The sequence below is a fragment of the Streptomyces sp. NPDC000075 genome (assembly GCF_040301925.1).
GTDB lineage: Bacteria > Actinomycetota > Actinomycetes > Streptomycetales > Streptomycetaceae > Streptomyces > Streptomyces polychromogenes.
Map to the genome: position 1 here is coordinate 142,788 of NZ_JBEPFL010000009.1, position 17,068 is coordinate 159,855.

At 70.2% G+C, this 17,068-nt stretch carries 20 protein-coding genes; 9 read left to right on the forward strand and 11 right to left on the reverse strand.

All coding sequences use genetic code 11. The features are described 5' to 3' along the window. Positions 1-17: 17 nt before the first annotated feature. Entirely contained in the window at positions 18-1,256 is a 1,239-nt protein-coding gene (locus tag ABT403_RS13670) for a cytochrome P450 (RefSeq protein WP_425580115.1), read from the reverse strand. Positions 1,257-1,731: 475 nt separating this feature from the next. On the opposite strand from ABT403_RS13670, the gene ABT403_RS13675 reads away from it, so the two are divergent. The 4 genes from ABT403_RS13675 to ABT403_RS13690 are packed head-to-tail and all read left to right on the forward strand — an operon-like array spanning position 1,732 to position 6,193. After that, the gene (locus ABT403_RS13675) at positions 1,732-1,893 is read left to right on the forward strand and encodes a hypothetical protein (protein WP_159036654.1); all 162 of its coding nucleotides are present in this window, start codon (positions 1,732-1,734) and stop codon (positions 1,891-1,893) included. Positions 1,894-1,902: 9 nt separating this feature from the next. Further along, on the forward strand, positions 1,903-3,945 hold the full coding sequence (locus ABT403_RS13680) for a B12-binding domain-containing radical SAM protein (RefSeq protein WP_344151774.1): 2,043 nt from the start codon (positions 1,903-1,905) through the stop codon (positions 3,943-3,945). Further along, positions 3,942-5,186, forward strand: coding sequence for a hypothetical protein (locus tag ABT403_RS13685; protein WP_344151777.1), 1,245 nt, complete (start codon positions 3,942-3,944; stop codon positions 5,184-5,186). Before ABT403_RS13680 ends, ABT403_RS13685 begins: the two co-directional genes overlap by 4 nt. A gap of 41 nt (positions 5,187-5,227) precedes the next feature. Next, positions 5,228-6,193, forward strand: coding sequence for a ThiF family adenylyltransferase (locus ABT403_RS13690; RefSeq protein WP_344151780.1), 966 nt, complete (start codon positions 5,228-5,230; stop codon positions 6,191-6,193). Positions 6,194-6,312: 119 nt separating this feature from the next. Here ABT403_RS13690 and ABT403_RS13695 read toward each other — a convergent pair whose 3' ends face one another. Then, entirely contained in the window at positions 6,313-6,471 is a 159-nt protein-coding gene (locus tag ABT403_RS13695) for a hypothetical protein (RefSeq protein WP_344151783.1), read from the reverse strand. Between the two features lie 703 nt (positions 6,472-7,174). Between ABT403_RS13695 and ABT403_RS13700 the strand changes: the two genes are divergently transcribed. Then, positions 7,175-7,516: a DUF6233 domain-containing protein gene (locus ABT403_RS13700; protein WP_344151786.1), complete on the forward strand. Its 342-nt coding sequence runs from the start codon at positions 7,175-7,177 to the stop codon at positions 7,514-7,516. A 14-nt stretch (positions 7,517-7,530) separates the two neighbouring features. Here the strand turns inward: ABT403_RS13700 and ABT403_RS13705 are convergent, their stop codons facing one another. Further along, positions 7,531-7,674 (reverse strand): hypothetical protein, encoded by a 144-nt coding sequence (locus ABT403_RS13705; RefSeq protein WP_344151789.1) that lies wholly within the window; start codon positions 7,672-7,674, stop codon positions 7,531-7,533. Between the two features lie 60 nt (positions 7,675-7,734). Next, positions 7,735-7,956, reverse strand: a complete 222-nt coding sequence (locus tag ABT403_RS13710) for a hypothetical protein (protein ID WP_344151792.1) — start codon at positions 7,954-7,956, stop codon at positions 7,735-7,737. A 429-nt stretch (positions 7,957-8,385) separates the two neighbouring features. Here ABT403_RS13710 and ABT403_RS13715 point away from each other — a divergent pair, with 429 nt between their 5' ends. Beyond that, positions 8,386-8,511 (forward strand): hypothetical protein, encoded by a 126-nt coding sequence (locus ABT403_RS13715; protein WP_344151795.1) that lies wholly within the window; start codon positions 8,386-8,388, stop codon positions 8,509-8,511. On the opposite strand, the gene ABT403_RS13720 is transcribed toward ABT403_RS13715, so the two are convergent. Both ABT403_RS13720 and ABT403_RS13725 read right to left on the reverse strand, forming a co-directional pair. Beyond that, positions 8,508-8,738 carry a hypothetical protein gene (locus tag ABT403_RS13720; RefSeq protein WP_425580116.1) on the reverse strand — a complete coding sequence of 77 codons (231 nt, stop codon included), beginning with the start codon at positions 8,736-8,738 and terminating at the stop codon, positions 8,508-8,510. The two genes, ABT403_RS13715 and ABT403_RS13720, sit on opposite strands and share 4 nt — an antisense overlap. A 170-nt stretch (positions 8,739-8,908) precedes the next feature. Then, entirely contained in the window at positions 8,909-9,190 is a 282-nt protein-coding gene (locus tag ABT403_RS13725) for a hypothetical protein (RefSeq protein WP_344152088.1), read from the reverse strand. An 823-nt stretch (positions 9,191-10,013) separates the two neighbouring features. Between ABT403_RS13725 and ABT403_RS13730 the strand changes: the two genes are divergently transcribed. Next, on the forward strand, positions 10,014-10,163 hold the full coding sequence (locus ABT403_RS13730) for a hypothetical protein (RefSeq protein WP_344151798.1): 150 nt from the start codon (positions 10,014-10,016) through the stop codon (positions 10,161-10,163). 224 nt (positions 10,164-10,387) lie between these two features. Here the strand turns inward: ABT403_RS13730 and ABT403_RS13735 are convergent, their stop codons facing one another. From ABT403_RS13735 to ABT403_RS13750, 4 genes are all read right to left on the reverse strand, one after another. Next, entirely contained in the window at positions 10,388-10,846 is a 459-nt protein-coding gene (locus tag ABT403_RS13735) for a hypothetical protein (RefSeq protein ID WP_344151801.1), read from the reverse strand. Positions 10,847-11,252: 406 nt separating this feature from the next. Then, positions 11,253-11,498: a hypothetical protein gene (locus ABT403_RS13740; protein WP_344151804.1), complete on the reverse strand. Its 246-nt coding sequence runs from the start codon at positions 11,496-11,498 to the stop codon at positions 11,253-11,255. Positions 11,499-11,911: 413 nt separating this feature from the next. Further along, complete coding sequence (locus tag ABT403_RS13745; protein WP_344151807.1) at positions 11,912-12,547, reverse strand: LysE family translocator; 636 nt, start codon at positions 12,545-12,547, stop codon at positions 11,912-11,914. 97 nt (positions 12,548-12,644) lie between these two features. Beyond that, a complete protein-coding gene (locus tag ABT403_RS13750; RefSeq protein ID WP_344151810.1) occupies positions 12,645-13,115 on the reverse strand; it encodes an aminoacyl-tRNA deacylase in 471 nt (156 codons plus the stop codon). A 127-nt stretch (positions 13,116-13,242) separates the two neighbouring features. Here ABT403_RS13750 and ABT403_RS13755 point away from each other — a divergent pair, with 127 nt between their 5' ends. After that, on the forward strand, positions 13,243-14,343 hold the full coding sequence (locus tag ABT403_RS13755; protein ID WP_344151813.1) for an ArsR/SmtB family transcription factor: 1,101 nt from the start codon (positions 13,243-13,245) through the stop codon (positions 14,341-14,343). A gap of 71 nt (positions 14,344-14,414) precedes the next feature. Here ABT403_RS13755 and ABT403_RS13760 read toward each other — a convergent pair whose 3' ends face one another. Continuing rightward, a complete protein-coding gene (locus ABT403_RS13760) occupies positions 14,415-15,062 on the reverse strand; it encodes a hypothetical protein (RefSeq protein ID WP_344151816.1) in 648 nt (215 codons plus the stop codon). Between the two features lie 459 nt (positions 15,063-15,521). On the opposite strand from ABT403_RS13760, the gene ABT403_RS13765 reads away from it, so the two are divergent. Continuing rightward, positions 15,522-16,880 (forward strand): DUF1254 domain-containing protein, encoded by a 1,359-nt coding sequence (locus tag ABT403_RS13765; RefSeq protein ID WP_344151819.1) that lies wholly within the window; start codon positions 15,522-15,524, stop codon positions 16,878-16,880. The last annotated feature ends 188 nt before the right edge of the window (positions 16,881-17,068 follow it).

A 17,068-nucleotide genomic window follows, 5' to 3' on the forward strand; every position in this document is an offset into this window, starting at 1 on the left:
TGCTCGGTCGCGTGCACTCACCAGCTCACCGGCATGCCCTTGAGGCCGTACCCGAGACCGTCGTCCATGAACGGGAGGCTGTCGGGGTCGACGGCCAGGGCCAGGGTGGGGATGCGCCGGAACAGGGCGGTGAACACGACCTGGAGCTCCAGGCGGGCCAGTGGCTGGCCGGTGCACTTGTGGACACCGAACCCGAAGGCGAGCTGCTGGCCGGCGTCGCGGCGCAGGTCCAGCTTCTGCGGGTCGGGGAACACGCTCGCGTCGCGGTTGCCGATCTCTTCCGGGAGGATCAGGCCCTCGCCGGCGCGGATCAGCTGTCCGGCGATCTCGATGTCCTCCACGGCCACGCGGCGGCGGCCGGGCTGGACGGTGGTCAGGTACCGCAGCAGCTCGTCGACGGCCCCGTCGACCCCGGCCTCGTCGGCGTCCCGCAGCACGGCGATCTGGTCGGGATGGAGCAGGAGGGCCAGCACGCCCAGAGCGATCATGCTGGCAGTGGTCTCGTGCCCCGAGATCAGCAGAAACAGGATCAGCATCACCAGTTCATGCCGGTTCAGCTGGCCGGTGGCCAGCCGTTCGGTGGCGAGCTGGGACAGCAGGCCGTCGTCGGGGTGGGCGAGCTTGTGGCCGATCAGCTTGGCCAGGTAGTGGTACAGCTCGCGTTCGGACTTGCTCGCGACGTCGGCCGGGACGTCGCTCTCGGTCACCGCCCTGATGGCGCGGTGGAAGAAGTCGTGGTGCTCGTAGGGGACGCCCAGCACGTGGCAGATGACCCTGGACGGGATCGGCAGGGCGAACTCCGACACGAAGTCCGCCGGCTTCGGGCCGGCCAGCAGGGCGTCGATGCGCTCGTCGACGACCTGCTGGATCGTCGGCCGCAGCTTCTCGACCATGCGGGGGGTGAACGGCCGGGCGATCATCCGGCGCAGCCGGAGGTGCTCGGGGCCCTCCATGGCGGTCAGGAACTGGCCCTCGCCGTGGTGGTCGCGCAGGAACTGGGTGTGGAACGGGTAGCCCGGCTGCATCCAGTCCGCGCTGACCCGGCGGTCCGACAGCAGCGCGCACTGCTCCGCGTGCCGGGTCACCAGCCACGGGGTACTGCCGTCCCACAGCCGGACCCGGACCAGCGGCGCCCGTTCCTGCAACTCGGCGAGCTCGGGTGCCGGATCCAGCGGGCAGCCGGAGGCCCGGGGCATCGGAAAGTACGGGATCGCCGTGGATTTCAGATCGGGAACGTTGGCCTGCGAAGACGTCACAATCCTAGCTCCGTTCCGAATGTCCCATAACGGAAGAAACATCAACATGGGGGCCGATCCCCGCTGATGGGCGTGATCGCCGAATCGGCTTCCGCAGCCCGCAGATTCCGGTGCTCGATCTTTTTGCGCCACAGAGTGGAAAACCGGCCATGTTCCGGCCTCCCGTCCGGCACTATTCCGGACCCGAAGCACCCTACCCAGCATAGATCAAGCCCCACAAGAGGCAGGAAGACACCGCATCCGCCGGTCGGCGGAGAGCCGGAGCGCGTGCCCGGAGCGGGATTTCAGCCATGTGAAACCGCGTTGGCGGGCAGGGGCTAAGCGGAATCGACCGGACGGCGGCGGTCCCCGTCCGCCGCCCGGGAAGCGGCTTCGGACGCCGGGCCGGGCCTTGTATGCACGCGCCATTGACAGGATCTCAAGAACTGGATGCTATGGAGAGGTTGGTGCCGGTCCAGGTGAAGAAGGGACAACGATGATGCAGGAACTGCAGGACAGTCCGGTGATCGCGATGACCGAGGCCGAGCCGGACATGGTGCTCTTCACCGATGGCGAGGGGTTCGACCTCGTCGACGACGTGGAGCTCATCTCCCTGTCGTCGGCAACCCTCGGTGCCATCGTCGCGCGGCGCTGCTGATCACATCTGATGGCGACTCCGAAACGACTGGCCCTCTCGTTCGCCGGGGAGGGCCAGGTGTCGGTCAGGACGTCCACGCGGAACGTCCGCGTGACGCTGGGCCGGCCCCTGATCAATTCCGACATCAATTCCCCCTTCTTCGTCCCTCTCGGACTTCTCTGCATCGCCTCTCCCCTGATGACGCACGGCCACCCCACCGTCGTCGTCGACCTGGAGTACGAGCACCGCATCAGCGCCTTCGAACCGAGTGACGCCGACTGGCTCGACCAGACCTGTGAGCGTCTGCTCGCCGCCGACCCCGACGTCCTCGGCCTCACCTGCCTCGCGGACACCCTTCCCTCGTGCCTTCTCATCGGGCGCCGGGTCAAGCAGCTCCGGCCCGATGTCACCGTGGTGCTCGGCGGCCCCGGGACGTTCGGTGTCTTCCCCGACGCCCTCCCACGCTTCGCCGACTGCGTCGACTTCGTGTGCCGCGGCGAGGGAGAGCTCGCGATCGCCGCTCTCGCGGACGCCCTCGCCGACGGGACCGATCCCGCCGAGGTGCGCGGCTTCTGGTCGTGCACGGACGGCCGGGCGGTGTCCAGCGGACCGCAGCCGACCACGAACCTGAACCTCGTGCCGATGCCGGCGTACGCCGCTGTCCCGATGGGCGACTACATCCGGCTCTCGACCCCGCACATCTTCGATGTGCACATCGGCTCAGGGTGCACCTATTCGTGCAAGTTCTGCATGACGTCGACGTTCTGGGACCGCGACTTCCGGATCAAGGACCCCGCGGTCATCCTCGAAGAGCTGCGGTTCCTGCACCGCACCTACGGGGTCACCCAGTTCAATTTCCTGCACGACAACTTCGCCAACAAGCGCACGTACCTCGACGAGTTCGTGTCCTATTTCGCGGAGCACAACGACATCTTCGAGTGGGGCTGCGCGGTCCGGCCGGACAACGTCAATCCGTCCCTTCTGCGGCGGATGGCCGATGCAGGGTGCTTCAACATCTTCTGCGGCACGGACGCGGGGTCGGAGAAGATCCTCAAGTCCATGCTGAAGATGCCCTCGACGAAGCGGACCTACGAGTTCTTCCGGTCCGCCCAGGAAGTCGGCATCCAGTTCGAGACGAACACGATTGTCGGCTACCCGGAGGAAGCCGCCGAGGACCTGGAGAAGTCCCTGGAAGTCGTGTTCGACGCGATCGCCTACGGGGCTGTCAACAGCGACCTCAGCGTGCTCCAGCCGCTCCCCGGCGCCGAGATCACCGGTGAGTACCGGGCCGAACTCGAACCGCTCAAGGACGAACTCGACGTCATGGGGACCTTCCTCCCGCCGGACGTCCGCGCGCTCATCAAGGAAGAAGCTGAGATCTTCACCGGCTTCAGCTTCATCCGCAGCGGAAACCGGGAATACGGGTACTACCAGGACGTGCTGCGCCTCTCGCGGTATTTCACGCGCCGCTACTACCACCTGCTGCGGTTCCTGAAGCAAGGCGCGGGGCTCACGTACGTGGAAGTCATCGACGCGCTCCTGGAGCGGTCCGACATTCCGGTCGAGGAAGCGCTCGGTGAGATCCCGGCGAAGCTGGACGGCGCGCACGCGCGCACCGCCAGGGCGCTGTTCACGTACGACTCGATGCTCGCGAGGTTCCGCGGCGACGAGGTGGAGGAAGAACTCGTCAACGTGTACCGGCGGCCCGCCGTCGTCGGGGAGAAGCCGCATTTCCTGACCGCGGACCTCGACGTCGACGTCGTCGCGATGGTCTCCGACCCGCGGGCGATCACCTGGGAGCCGGATCTGGACCGTCCGACCGTCGTGGTCGTGTACCGCGCGAGCGAGGCGGAGGTGTCGACCCTCCGTCTGACGCCGGGGCAGGCCAAGATGTTCAAGGCCCTCATGCCGCGCGGCACCGAGGAGCGCGAGGCACTCCTCGCCCAGGTTGCCCCCGGCCGGCTCCGCGAGGTCGCCACGGCGGTGGCGGGACTGTGCGCCCGGATCGACGCCTCGCCGGACGCCCCCGGACGGACTCCGCCGGTGGCCGACAGCCCCCTCCCGACCGCGTGAGCGCCCCGCGCCCCGTCGTCGTCGAGGTGGACGACGACCCGATCCGGTGGCACGGGCCCACGGGAGGCGACTACCTGAGCCGCTGGTTCGCCTCGGCGAGCCAGCGCAGCAGGCTCGACCTCCTCTGGTGCACGGAAGACGGACTCAGCCAGCACTACCGCGTCCAGCGGGACGCGTCCTTCTCCGACGGGAGCCCGGTGCGTGCGAGCGATCACGCCCGGGCGATCCGGACCGCGCTCACGGTGCCGTCGCTCCAGCGGTTCCTGATCGACATCCGCGCGGTCCACACCTCAAAGGACACGCTGGTCATCGAAGTTCGCCGCCCGGCACCGCACCTCCCCGGCCTGCTCCAGAGCGTCGACCTCGCTCCGGTCTCGCCGTGCGGACAGCTGTCCTCGGGCGCGTACGAGCGTGCCGTGCGCACCTCCGACGACGCGTACTGGCTCGAACCCGTCAGTGCCGGCACGCCCCCCGTGCAGGTGCTCGTGCGCCGTGATCCGCACGGGGCCCCGGAGCGGTTCCGGCGGGGCGAGGTCGACGTGACGTGCGCGACGGCGTTTCCGCTCGACCGCGTTCCGGACTTCGCGGACAGCAGGGCGTTCCACACGGCACCGACCGGGATCGAGATGTGCCTGGAGGTCGTCCCCGGCAGCCGGTCGGCGGTGGGCGACCCGGAATTCCGCCGCAGGCTCCTCGGCGCGCTCCGCTACGACCGCCTGGTCGCCCGGTGCTGGAACGGCGTGGAGTCGGCGGCGCCCGACCACCACGTCGAGGCACCGCCCAGCACCGCCGGCACCGGTGAACGCCTGCGCCTGGGGTACTGGGACTACTACCCCAACCTGGACGTGGCCGAAGAGGTCGCGGCCCAGCTGACCGACAACCTCGGCGTCGAGGTCGAGCTGGCACCCGCCGACTTCGTCTCGGGCTCGGCCCACTCCTTCGACCTGCTCCTCGCCCTGCGGGGCCCGCTCTTCGAGGATCCGATCGGAGCCCTGGACCTGCTCGACCCGGCACGCCGCGATCCGGTCCTCGCGCCGCTGCTGCGCCGGCTGTCCGAGGACCCGGACGACGAGGAAGCGGCCGACGAGCTGCGGAGAGCGGCGCGCGAGCAGTGCCCGGTCCTGCCACTGCTGCGGCTCCAGGGCCACTGGCTGCAGCGAGAGACACTGGCCGGCCGGCCCTGGCCGCCGATGGACGCCGTGCGCTTTCCCCGGTTCAGCTGGACCGCCGATTCCCCATGACCCTCGGCAAACGGTGATCTCGTTATGAAGGAAGGCCAGGGATGGCTGACGGAAGCGACCGCTACGTGCTCTCGCCTGCGGCGACCTGGTCGCGCGACGGCGACGAGCTGCGCGTCTTCTCCGACGAGGTGCTGCTGGTCCGGCGCTGCCCTGAGGCGATGTTCGCATGGCTCGAAGCGGTCTCCGACGAGCCGCTCGGCCTCCCGGTGCCGAGGGGAGGGAACACGGACGCCATCGTGCGCACGCTGCTTCGACTCCGCCTCGTCGTCGCGCCGTTCGACCGCTCGTGGCAGTCGTCCGCCTGGCGGAACCAGGTCGAGTACTTCGCGGCCCTTGGCCTGGACGCCGGCGCGGCACAGGAACGGCTGCGCGCGGCGCACGTGACCGTGCTCGGCGTCGGCGGCGTCGGCGGCGCGGTGCTGGCCGAGCTCGTGGGGGCGGGCGTGGGCGGACTCACGCTCGTGGACGGCGACCGGGTCGCGCTGGAGAACCTCAACCGCCAGTACCTCTACCGGCGTTGTGACGTCGGACGGGTAAAGGTCGATGTGGCCCGCGAGTGGGTTCGTGAGCGCCTGCCCGAAACGGAGCCGATCGCTGCCATGGAGACCATCACGACCAGCGAGGCGCTGGTGCCGTACCTTCGCGAAGGTGGGTTCCTCGTCGTGGCGGCCGACCGTCCCGCGTCGCTGCCGGAAGTGTGCGCCCAGGCGTGTCTGGAGCGCGGAGTGTCGATGATCACGGGTGGCTGCGGCCTCCGGGTGGGGTCGAGCGGCCCATTGATTCGGCCCGCCGATGTCCCGGTCTTTCTCGCGTCGCTCCAGGAGGCGAAGGCCGTGACCGGAACCGCGGTCACGCCGATGACGGCCTCGTTCGGCCCGGTCAATACGCTGGTGGGCGCGACGATGGGCCGTGATCTCATCTTCGGCATCCTCGGTGTGAGCGCTGGAACGACCTCGCATCGCGTCGAGCTGCTGGGGACGGCTTTGACCCGAGAGTGCGGAAGGTGACCTCGGGCCTCGATCTTGCGTGAGGGGCCGCCGGCTTTTCGGCGGACCTACGCCTGGCAGTCCCAGGGTCGCCGCGCCGACGCGGCGACCCTCCCTTCCCTTCTGGTGGGGGTGGCTGGTCAGGACGACTTGATGAAACACAGAGCGAGTCCGGAGGCGGTGAGCCGGTAGGTGACGCGGGCGCCGTCGTCGAACGACACCTGACCGGGCAGGCTGACGTTCGCCGGGTCGCCCGGCTTGCTGCCGGGGTCGGCACCCTCGCGGCCTGACCACCACACCGAAGGTGTCCGTCAAAGCGGAACAAGGCGGGCACCCTTGCCACGGCCCTCGCCCCGCTGAAGGACGGCGGCCTGTTCTCCGTGATGGCGATAAACCGGCATTCGGCGGCCCCCAAGCGGGACTGTCCCGAATGCCTCAGCCCCGTACCCGCCCAGGCCCGACGCTGCGCCTCCTGCACGGTCGCCCTGCCCGCCGTACCCGCACAGGCCGGAGAGACAACCCAGCGCCTCGGATGAACCGGTCACCGCTGGCCCATCCGTCACAGCTCGGCAGCTTCTGTACCTCGTCTTGGCAACCGCGCCTGCGCCCACGCGCACTACCGAGGCCGCCGTCGGCGCACAGACAGGCCACCGCCTGGCCCTGTTACCGGACCCTGTCTGACGAAAACCAAGCCCACCTGGCACACACGCTGACGTCGCTCCACTGCCACGACTGCGGCCACAACCGTGGGCACCAAGCGGAGGCACCCAAGCAGGACGGGTTCGGACCCGCTGGGGGGCACACGAACGTCATGCAGGGACAACACGCGCGCCTCACGAGCACTCTGCCCGCCCCGCCTACACCTGTCTCGGCCCGCCGCGCCGCCGTCAGACACGCCCGCCACAGCGGACTCGGCGACCGCCTGCGACGCCGGCTCCGTGCCTACACAGCAGTCGACTTTCTGTCCACCCACGCGCCCGGCACGACCGGACCGGGCGAGGAATGCCTGCTCCTCGTCCGCATCCGGCAGGTCGTCGGCCAGGTCCGCTACCGCACCCGCGCCTGGACCAGATACCCACCCACCGCAACCCCACCGGCACGGCGGCCGCCCCCGCAACGCCGTGGGTGTGGGTGCTGGACGGCCGCACCAGCGCCCAGGCCGCCACCGTCCACGCCGAGGGATGCGCGCTGGCCACAGACCGGGCGGTGCCGACCAAGACGCCCGTCGCGCTCGACGCCCTCGGCCGACCCGGCACGCTCGCGTGCACCGGATGCGACGCCGCCGAGACACTGCTGCCGATCCTCGGCCACGGCCAGGAGGACGGGCACACCCCCGGCGCCTGACCAGAAACGGCAGGTCAGATGGTCGGGGGCGCCTTGTAGTCGTGCGCCTGGTACCCGTGGCCGTCCCGGTGCCAGTCCAGGAACTGCGGCCTGCGCCGCGCGATCCGGGCCAGGGCGATGACAAATAGGCTGGAGGCGTTGGTGATCGTGTGGGACACCGCAATCGCCGAGCCCGCCGCAGCCCTGCCCCTCCCCCACAGACAATGTCGATCAGCTTCTCAAGGACCAGCCTGCTCCTCCTCGGGCGTCTCCCTCGCCGCGGCCAGCGGGTCGGAGACCTCCACGAGGCGGCCGACACCCGTATCCAGGGCCTCCTGGACAAACGGGGGAAGACCGAAAGCGTCGATGTAGCCGCGGCACATGGCCTCGCAGGTACCGGGCGGGACGTCGTCGCCGAAGGTGCGGTGGCAGACCACGAAGCCGTCGTCATCGGCAGGCAACGTGCCAGCCTGGCTCGCGCGGACGGGCGACGTTCCCTCACCCGCCTGTCCGTGCAAAAGCTACCTGCATGTCTGCTACCGGGGGATCACCACGCAGGGGAGGCTCGGCGCGATGGGCGGGGGCGGGGGCGGGTTGCTGCCTCCCACGCCGAGCAGCTGCCGGACGGTCCGCACCGCACCGGGGTGTGGCTGGCCAACCCCTGGAACGCATCGACGCCCACCTACGCGATCACCAAGACGCCGAGACGCGGTAGTGGGCCCAGCAGGGCCAACGGGAGAACCTGGCCCTGCTGCGGGGCACACCACGGCGCGCGGCCCAGCCGGACCCGCGCCGTGCGGCACGAGCGGCGTGAGTCCAGGCTGCACCGCCCGACACGGGCGCTCCTGCTGACGCCGGGACTGCGGACCGAACCGGAGCAGCGTGGGCTGATGAGGGGGGAGCCCATCCCGGCCGAGGCACCAAGGCCGGACGGACACTCGGCGGGACGGGGCCGCAGGGGGCTGACGGGCCGGCTGGTCGTCGCCCTGCCCGAGGTGCTGTGGACCCCGCCCTAACCGGCGCAACTCCCCCGCCCCCGGCCGCCCGCCCGCCCGAACCGGCTGGGGTAGACGCCATCGATCTCGGCCGGCTCGTACGCACACCGGCCACCCGGGCCGAACACCCCCCGCTCCGACATCAACAAGACACCGTCCGCCACCTCCAGCGGACTCCAGCCCGTCACGTCGAGCAGCTGCCCGTCCAGCAGGCTGCCCACCAGCTCCACGTATGAGTGGCCCGGCACCGGACCCTGGTCAGGGTCGTCCGGTCCGACCCGTACACCTGTCGGTCCCACCACGCAGCATCCGCCTGCCCACCCTCCCAGCGCCGGCCCGTGCCCGGGGCCTGATCGCTGGTGTGCCTACGGACGGGTGACAGCGGTGAGCGCCCCCCGGATCAGCGGCGCGCGGCTGGCTATGCCCGACGGGCGGCCAGGGCTGTGCAGCGCAGGCCGCCTCCGGGATGGCACTCCATCACCGGCGCAGTCGCGATCCCGTGGTCGGCGCACCAGGACACCGGAACCAGGCCGCCGCACTCGTGCCGGACGCAGGCGCAGTCCTCCGCCGGGCCGGCGTAGGGCACGCCGTGACGGACCACCCCGCCGCCCGACCCTTCGGCGGCGGCGCCCCTGACCCGGGCCGACCACGCGAGCGTCACCCGCAGACCGCCCGACCCCGTACGGAACCGGTCGATCACCCGCACCTCCCCCAGCACCGCCAACGGGCCCGTACCGGGCGCGGTCAGCCGGCGTACCGACGCCCCCGCTACCCGGCCGCAAGGGCCCCGATCGTGTCGGCGTCCTCGTCGGTGGACCAGCCGGACACCTGGTCCTCGCCTGCCGGATCATCGGCCAGGACCAGATGCGGGTCATCAAGGGGCGGAACCGGTGTCCGGCGCCGTTGGCCCCGGCCAGCGACAGATGGGCGACCGTCGGGCCCATGGGTACGCCGATCTTGTCGTGGGCCAGCAGCCAGGCCACGACGGCGCGGTGGTCGAACTGCGGGTGCACCTCCGTCCCCGCCACCGGGGCCGGGAAGTCGGGGTGGCGGCGGCGCCAGTTCACCACCGCGGCCCTACCCACCCCGGCGATCCGCGCCACCCCCGCCAGGAACACCCGCTCACCGCCTGGGGCGACGGGTTCGAGGGAGGCGAGAGGGGAGCGGGTCCCCGGCCGGGCGGTGCGCACGGCCCGCCAGTCCACGCAGGGGCGGACCACCTCCAGGAGCGCGACCTCCTGGGCGTCGTTGTGCCGGGGCGCGGTGGTTGTCACCAGGAACGCGCGCCGACCTCGGCGTGGCCTCCGATCGAATCATGGTGGTTGTCACCAAGTACTCGCCGTACTTGTCACCTCGGCTGGACTGCTCGCGTTGCCTGTCACCGGGAGCGGTAGGCCGAAACCTCCGTTCACCCGAACGGGTGGAGATCACTTAGGGGCCCTCCGCGTCGCGGGACGCGGGCGTAGCGTCGGTCCGGCCGCTCGCCGGGCCGGCATCGTCCGACGGACAACAAGGAGACCCTCATGTACGACGAGACCGCACCCCAGGCCGACGAGGCACCCGAGCAGCAGCAGGGTGGGGAGACTTTCGAGCCCAACAACGCCTTCGAGCTGCTGGACATCGTCCCTTCCAGTGACTCGGTCGCCCACCAGCCCGACTCCGTCCTCGGCTGAGCCACGACAGGGATGGTCCGCGGCCCGCGCGCCCTTGGGCGCGCGGGCCGTTGCCGTCAGGTGGGTAGCACGGGAGCCTCTTCAAGCCTGGTACCTGGTCATGCCCCGAACGGTGTGCGGGGCATGGCCCGTCTGCCGATGCGGGGGGCTCAACGTCGGTTGTACGAGCAGGGCGCCGGACCCCCAGGACGCTGCCGGCCACGGCAACATCCGCCGCACCAGGCCTACCGAGTGGGGGCTTCCTGGCCGGTGCGGTCGGTGTACTCGTAGGTGGTCTCCACCGCCGGCATGCCGTCGCCCGGGTTGACGGTGAAGTGGGTCACGTAGGGCAGAGGGGGCGTGGGCCCGTTCCCGTCGGTGCTGTAGGTGACTGTCTCGACGGCCCCGGTCGGGGCGGTCCGGCCGGTGATCCACGGGCCGTCGGGGCCGACCGGGCTGGTGACGAAGCTGTACTCCCCGTTCGAGGCGGGAAGCACCAGGCGGCTGGGCAGTCCGTCCTTGAGGTGCAGCTCGAAGCGGGCAAGTTCCTTCCCGCCTCCTTCGTAGGTCAGCGTCACCTCGAAGTCGCCGGTGTAGTCCACCCGCAGGAGCACACCTGCGTCGTCTCGGACCTCGCGAAGACGTGGCAGCGGGGCGTCGAAGTCCCACGCGAGGGTCACCTGGTGGCCTGTGGGCGATGCCACGGTGGTGGGGACCTTGATCGGCCCGGGGCCGGTCAAGACCTCCACCGCGCCACTGCGGTGTGCGACACGGTAGCCGTCCCGCTCCTTGAGGATCCTGACGTTGTTGAGCTCGTACTGCTGCAGGGTGACGGCGGTGTCGGTCTCATCGACCTTGTACTGCGCGCCGTCGGGCAGGACCAGGACCCGCTGGTTCGTGTCGTAGGTGGTCAGCCCGGTGGTGACGGAGCGGCCGAATCCAGTGTGGGTGGGGCTGAGGGTGCGTAGCGGAGCACCATCTCCAGCGTGGGGTCGGCAGCGATGTTCGGGCCCAGCGGGGGGAGCGCTATAGCGATGGAGAACAGCCCGGTGCGGGCGTCGACCCCGCCGTTCAACGGGCCGGCGAAGTTGTATGACTCCGAGGCGGTGCTCATGTAGGGACTCCAGCGGTGTGAGTGGTGATCGCGAACTGGAGGCGTCCTGGACGCCCGGCTGTCACGCCGCGTCCCGACGGCCTACCGCAGTGGATCTTGCCAAGCATGGCCGGGGTGAACAACAGCGCCCGCTGCCCGTCGGGCTTCTGCTCATAGGCCACCCCGGCCCGCAGGGCGGCCGGGCCCAGCACCGACTCGGCGGCCTGTGCGAGCATCGGCTCGATGGTCGGTCTCAACGTCACAACGGCTCCCCCGCAGCCGCCTCCCTTCAGGGTCGGCCGAACCCGTCGGGGACGGGTTGTCGGGAAACCGCGAACCACTCAACCCGCGCCCGAGGCGTTACCCCCGCTCCGGGCCGGCTCCCGCGAGGGCCGGGCCGGAACTTTGCGTGCGGCTAACCGCGCGGGCGCCCGCCCCCGCCCTGGCGGAGGTGTGCGGCGAGACGTACGGACGTGATCAGCGCCCCGGCCGTCTCCGCCCACTCCGGCGGCGACCAGGGCCGACGGCGCGGGGCCGGCTCCCCGGAGCGCTCGGCCGGCTCCCGGCCGGACTCGTCCCCGGTCGACAGGGTGGCGTCGGCGGTATTGAAGACCTTTGCTGCCGTCCGGCAGCGGGTCCGTACGGCTCGGCGGCGGCCGAATGGTCCGGGGTGGGGTCAGTGGCGGGTGGTGGCGACGGTGAGTCCGAGGCCGATCAGGGCGATGCCGCCCGCGCCGCCGATCATCGACAGGCGCCGGTCGGAGCCGGCGAACCAGGACCGCGCGGCCGAGGCGCCCAGACCCCAGACGGTGTCGCAGACCAGGCCGATGCCGGCCGGGATCAGGCCGAGGATCATCATCTGCAGCGGGATGTTCCCGGCGTCGGGGTTGACGAACTGCGGCAGGACGGCGGCGAAGAAGACCAGGCCCTTGGGGTTGGTGGCGCCCACCAGCAGACCATCCCAGACCGTGCGGAGATCACCGCGCGGCTCGCCTTCCCCGGCCGCCAGGTCGGCGCGCAGCCGGCCACGGTGGCGGTATGCCTGGATGCCCAGGCAGACGAGGTAGGCGGCGCCGGCCAGCTTCACGGTGGTGAACACGGTGGCCGAGCTCTGGACCAGGGCGCCGACGCCGAGGGCGACGGCCAGGACGAGGGTGTAGCAGCCCAGGAGGTTGCCCAGGACGGTGGCGAGCGCGGTGCGGCGGCCGTGGGCGAGGGCGCGGCCGACGACGAACAGGACGCTCGGGCCGGGGATCGCGATCACGACGAGGGACATCGCGGCGAACGCGAGGAGGCTTTCGGTACTCACCATGGGCCGGTACTTCCTGATCTGTGCCGCGCAGCGGGGTGTGGCTGCGCGCGGTGCGTGCTGTGGCGACGAGGTAGGGGCCCGGTGCGCGGGCGGGTGGCTAGCGGGAGAGGGTGGCGACCTGGGCGCGGGGGAGGCGGGTCAGGGTGGCGGAGTCGATCTGGAGGGTGCGGTCGGCCGTTCCGGCGCCGCAGTAAAGGGGCCGCTCGGGTTCGGCGAGCGCGGCATCGATCAGGCACGGCACCCCGGGCCGGTGGCTGACCGGCGGGACGCCCCCGGGCACCAGGCCCTCGGCGGCGAGCAGGGCGGTGTCCGCCGTGCGTAGCCGGGAGCGGCTGGTGCCGAGCCGGGCCGCCAGGCGGGCGTAGTCCACCCGGTCCTGCGCCCGCAGCGCTACGAGCAAGAGCGGGGTGTCCGGGGTGGTGAAGGCGAGTGTCTTGACCGCCTGCGGCCAGGGGAAGGGCAGGGCTTGGCGTTCGGCGACGGTGTGCGCGGCGGCGTGCTCGTGGACGGTGTACGGGCAGCCGTCCGCGTCCAGCACGGCTCGCCAGGGCGCTTCGGGTGTACTCATGGAGGAACCAGCGGCCTTCGGCTCGGAAGAAGAAGGGGGTCGACCTGCGGGGATACGGCGCGGTCTGTTGCTGTGAGCCTGGCCGACGTGGCGAGATCCGATCAACTGATTGTGAAATCCTGCAATCGTGATCACCCTGCGCTTTGCCGAGACGGCCGAGGAGGGCATCGCCTTCTCGGTTTCACCGCTGCTCGAAGCCGTCCACTCCTGGCACGTGCTCACCGACCCCGGCCACCACGCCCTGCACGTGCCCTGGGTGAGGCGGTGCCGCCGGCTGCCCGCCGCCCTGCGTCGGCGGATGCGCGAGCACGGCTTTGTCGTGGCCGACTACATCCCCGCGTTCTTCGAGAGCCGCGCCGGTGATCACGATGCCGACTTCGCGAGTCAGCTCGCGGCCGTACGGGCACTGCCGCCTGTACTGCTGGCCGCTGAACTCGCCCAGACCCTCATTGACACCACCCGTCACACCGGACACGGCCTCGTCACCGACCCCACCACCCGCGACGCCGTCCTCGCCGAGTACCGGGACAGCGACCCCGACCGGGCGGCACGGCTGGAGAGCATCCTCACCGACCCCCTGCCCGTCCTCGACGACGCGCTCACCGTGCTGGAGGACTACTGGGACGCCGCCTTCGCCCAGGAGTGGGAGCGCATCGAACCCTCCCTGTACGAGTCGATCGCCCGTGCCGGCTCCCGGATCGCCCACCAGGGCCTGTTCCCGATGCTGCGCACCCTCGCCCCGCAGATCCGTATCGACCCCGGCCGGCGGACCCTGCGGCTCGACCGCCCGCACGATCACGACATCACCATCACCCACGAGCGCCCCGTGACGTTCACCGCCAGCCACTACGTCTGGCCCCACGTCCGCGTCACCTGCGACCATCCCTGGCCCCTGCGGATCACCTATCCCGCCCTGCCCCTCGCGCCGGCCGCGGCCGCCCGCCCCACCAGCCAGGAAGACACCCTGACCGCGCTCCGGGCCCTGGCCGCCGCCCCGCGCCTGCAGATCATCACCCACCTCGCCACCCGGAGCCGTACCACCCAGGAACTCGCCATCCTCCTCGGCCTGTCCCCCTCGGTGACCTCCCGCCACCTCCACCAACTCACCCAGGCAGGACTCACCACCACCCAACGCGAGGGCTACTACGTCCTCTACAGCCTCGACCGTGACCGCCTCGACCAGATCGCCACCGCCCTCATCACCCTCGCCCCCAGACCCGAGGGCTGAGCGAACGCTGGGGCAAGCCCCCCGGGGGAGCGCGTGGCGGAGCCAGTGAATGCAGCCGTGTGCCGTTTGGGCTACGCCGATGCCTTCACCACCTGGAATGAGGCGATGCCGCCGTCGGACTGGAGCATGTAGGCCAGACCGCCGTATCCGGGGGTGGGCAGGATGCCCTGGGACATGGCGTCGACGTAGTCGGAGCGGGCGAGTTCCCGGCCGGTGAGGGCGTCGCACCAGATGAACTGTTCGCCGTAGACGCCGGCGCCGACTCCGAGGGCGGTCAGCGGGTTGGTGACGTCGATGTGGGTGCTGAGGACGACGCGCTGGTTCTTGGGGCCGAAGAGGGTGAAGAAGCCGAAGGTCCGCTGGTCGATGGGTCCCCACACCTTGGTGAGCTGCCCGGTGGCGGGGTTGATGCGTACGGCTGCGACCTTCCCGACGCCGGTGTCGGCCTGGTAGATCATGTTCGTCATCGGGTCGCAGGAGAGTTTGGAGGGCCAGAAGCTCTTCTTGGCGCTGCCGATGGGGATCGCGGTGATGCGGTGGAGGTCCTTGGGGTCTTCCTGGCTGACGGCGACGATGCTGGAGGAGACGGTGGAGGGTACGCCGTTGGTGTTGAAGAGGACCCATTTGCCGAGGACGCAGGGCGCGCTGCCGGAGGTCTGGTGCTTCTCGGGGTAGTGGGGGTACCAGTCCTTGTCGAAGGTCAGCTTTTTGGCGTCCAAAGGTCATCCGGAACAAGATCGGCAAGCACTTGCATAGCCTGCCGATCAAGATCATCGGATGCAAGGAGGCAGTTTCAACTCATGTCCGAAGCGATCGGCAAGCGCGCTGACATCAGGCCACTCGACGCCGGTCCGGCGGCACCCGGTCCGGGTGGACGGGGCTGGTTCTTGGTGCCGGAGCCGCTTGCCGCTGAGGCGCGGGGCTCGGTGTGCGGGCCTGGCGCCGCAACGAGCGGATAGGCCGCCAGGCTCCGGGTTTTCCTCTGGCTCATCGGCTGGAGCGCGCCGCGGCACGGCAGTCGCCGCCCGTCAGCCGCAGTGGTGCCGTGGTGATGACGTAATGACGGAGGATTAGATTCCGTTTGCGAAAGCCGTTCACAATCGGCTTGTTCTGTCGCAGCGATGTGCCCATACCAGACAGTAGCGTCACTCTTTCGACACATCGGAAGGGACAGCGGTATGGCCTCGACGCACCACCCCAAGCATCACGCGCAGGCTGCGGCAACGGACGTCTACGTCTTCGGCTACGCACAGATCATGATGGAGCTGACCCGTCGGCTGCAGACGAACACCGTAAAGGTGAACGCGACGCAGGCACCCACCAACCAGTTCTGTCAGTACGACGCGCCTCCCACGCCGGACATGAAGAACGTGGTGCGGCCCAACGTGGACACGCTGTACTCGCAGGCGTGGTTAGACCTGGCGGCCGAGCCGATGGTGCTGGCGGTGCCGGTCATGGACGAGGGCCGCTACTGGCTGATGCAGTTGATGGACGCCTGGTCGAACACCTCCTTCAAGTCGCCCAGCAGCACCAGGCCGCTCGGCGCCCCGACCACCGATCCGTCCTCCGGCGCCCAGGTCTACGCCTACGCGCTGACCGGACCGGGCTGGAAGGGCGAACTCCCCGACGACGTCCATCACGTCCCCATGGGGACCGACACGGTCTGGCTGATGGGCCGCATCGAGATGTTCAACACGGGCGACGACGTGGAGAACGTCACCGCGTACCAGAGCCTGATGCGGCTGCTGCCGCTGAGCGCGTGGCCCGACCAGGGCACCTACGTCCCGCCGGACGGCACCTACGACCCCACCGTCTCCACCGCCCCGCCGTCCGAGCAGATCAACGCCCTCAGCGGTCCGGACTTCTTCGCCCAGATGATCGAGCTGCTGCCCACCACCCCGCTCAACCCGCCGGACCCGGCCATGAGCGCCACCCTCGCAGAGCTGGGCGTCTACCCCTACGACCCCGCCAAACTCCCCGGCGCCCAGGTCCTGGACCAGGCCAAGGAAGAGGGCCTCAAGCTCATCGCCAACCACAAGGGACCCGCCCCCATCAACGGCTGGACCTTCGTCAAGACCGACATCGGCTACTACGGCACCGACTACCTGCAGCGCGCCTACGTCGCCATGTTCGGCCTGGCCGCCAATCTCCCCGAGGACGCCCTCTATCCCAGCACCGGCGGCCCCTCGACGGACAGCGCCGGCAAGCCGATCCCCTACACCCTCACCTTCCCCGCCGGTCAGCTGCCGCCCGTCGACGCGTTCTGGTCGCTGACCGCCTACGACGCCGACAGCTTCCTGGTCGCCAACCCCGCCGAGATCTACTCCGTAGGCCACTTCACCGCCCCTGCGCCTGACTCGGACGGCGCAGTCACCCTGTACATCAGCGCCGTCGCGCCCGAGGACGACTCCCTGGACAAGACGAACTGGCTCCCCATCCCCACCAGCGGCAAGTTCACCATCACCCTGCGGCTCTACGCCCCGCAGACCGACGCGATCCCGGCTGACTGGCCGCCCGCCCTCACCAGGGCCGAGTAACCGGCCCGCCGCACGGCAAGCCCGGACGAAGGCCCGCACCCCAGTCTTCGTCCGGGCTGCCGCCATGAGCTCTCGACGGGACGAATCAGTCCATCCTGCGAAAGACGCGGAAAGATCTCTTTCGGTAGAGCGCCGCGAGCACGCCACTCCTGTGCGTTTCCACGTGTCGGGCTCGGTCCGGATGCCGA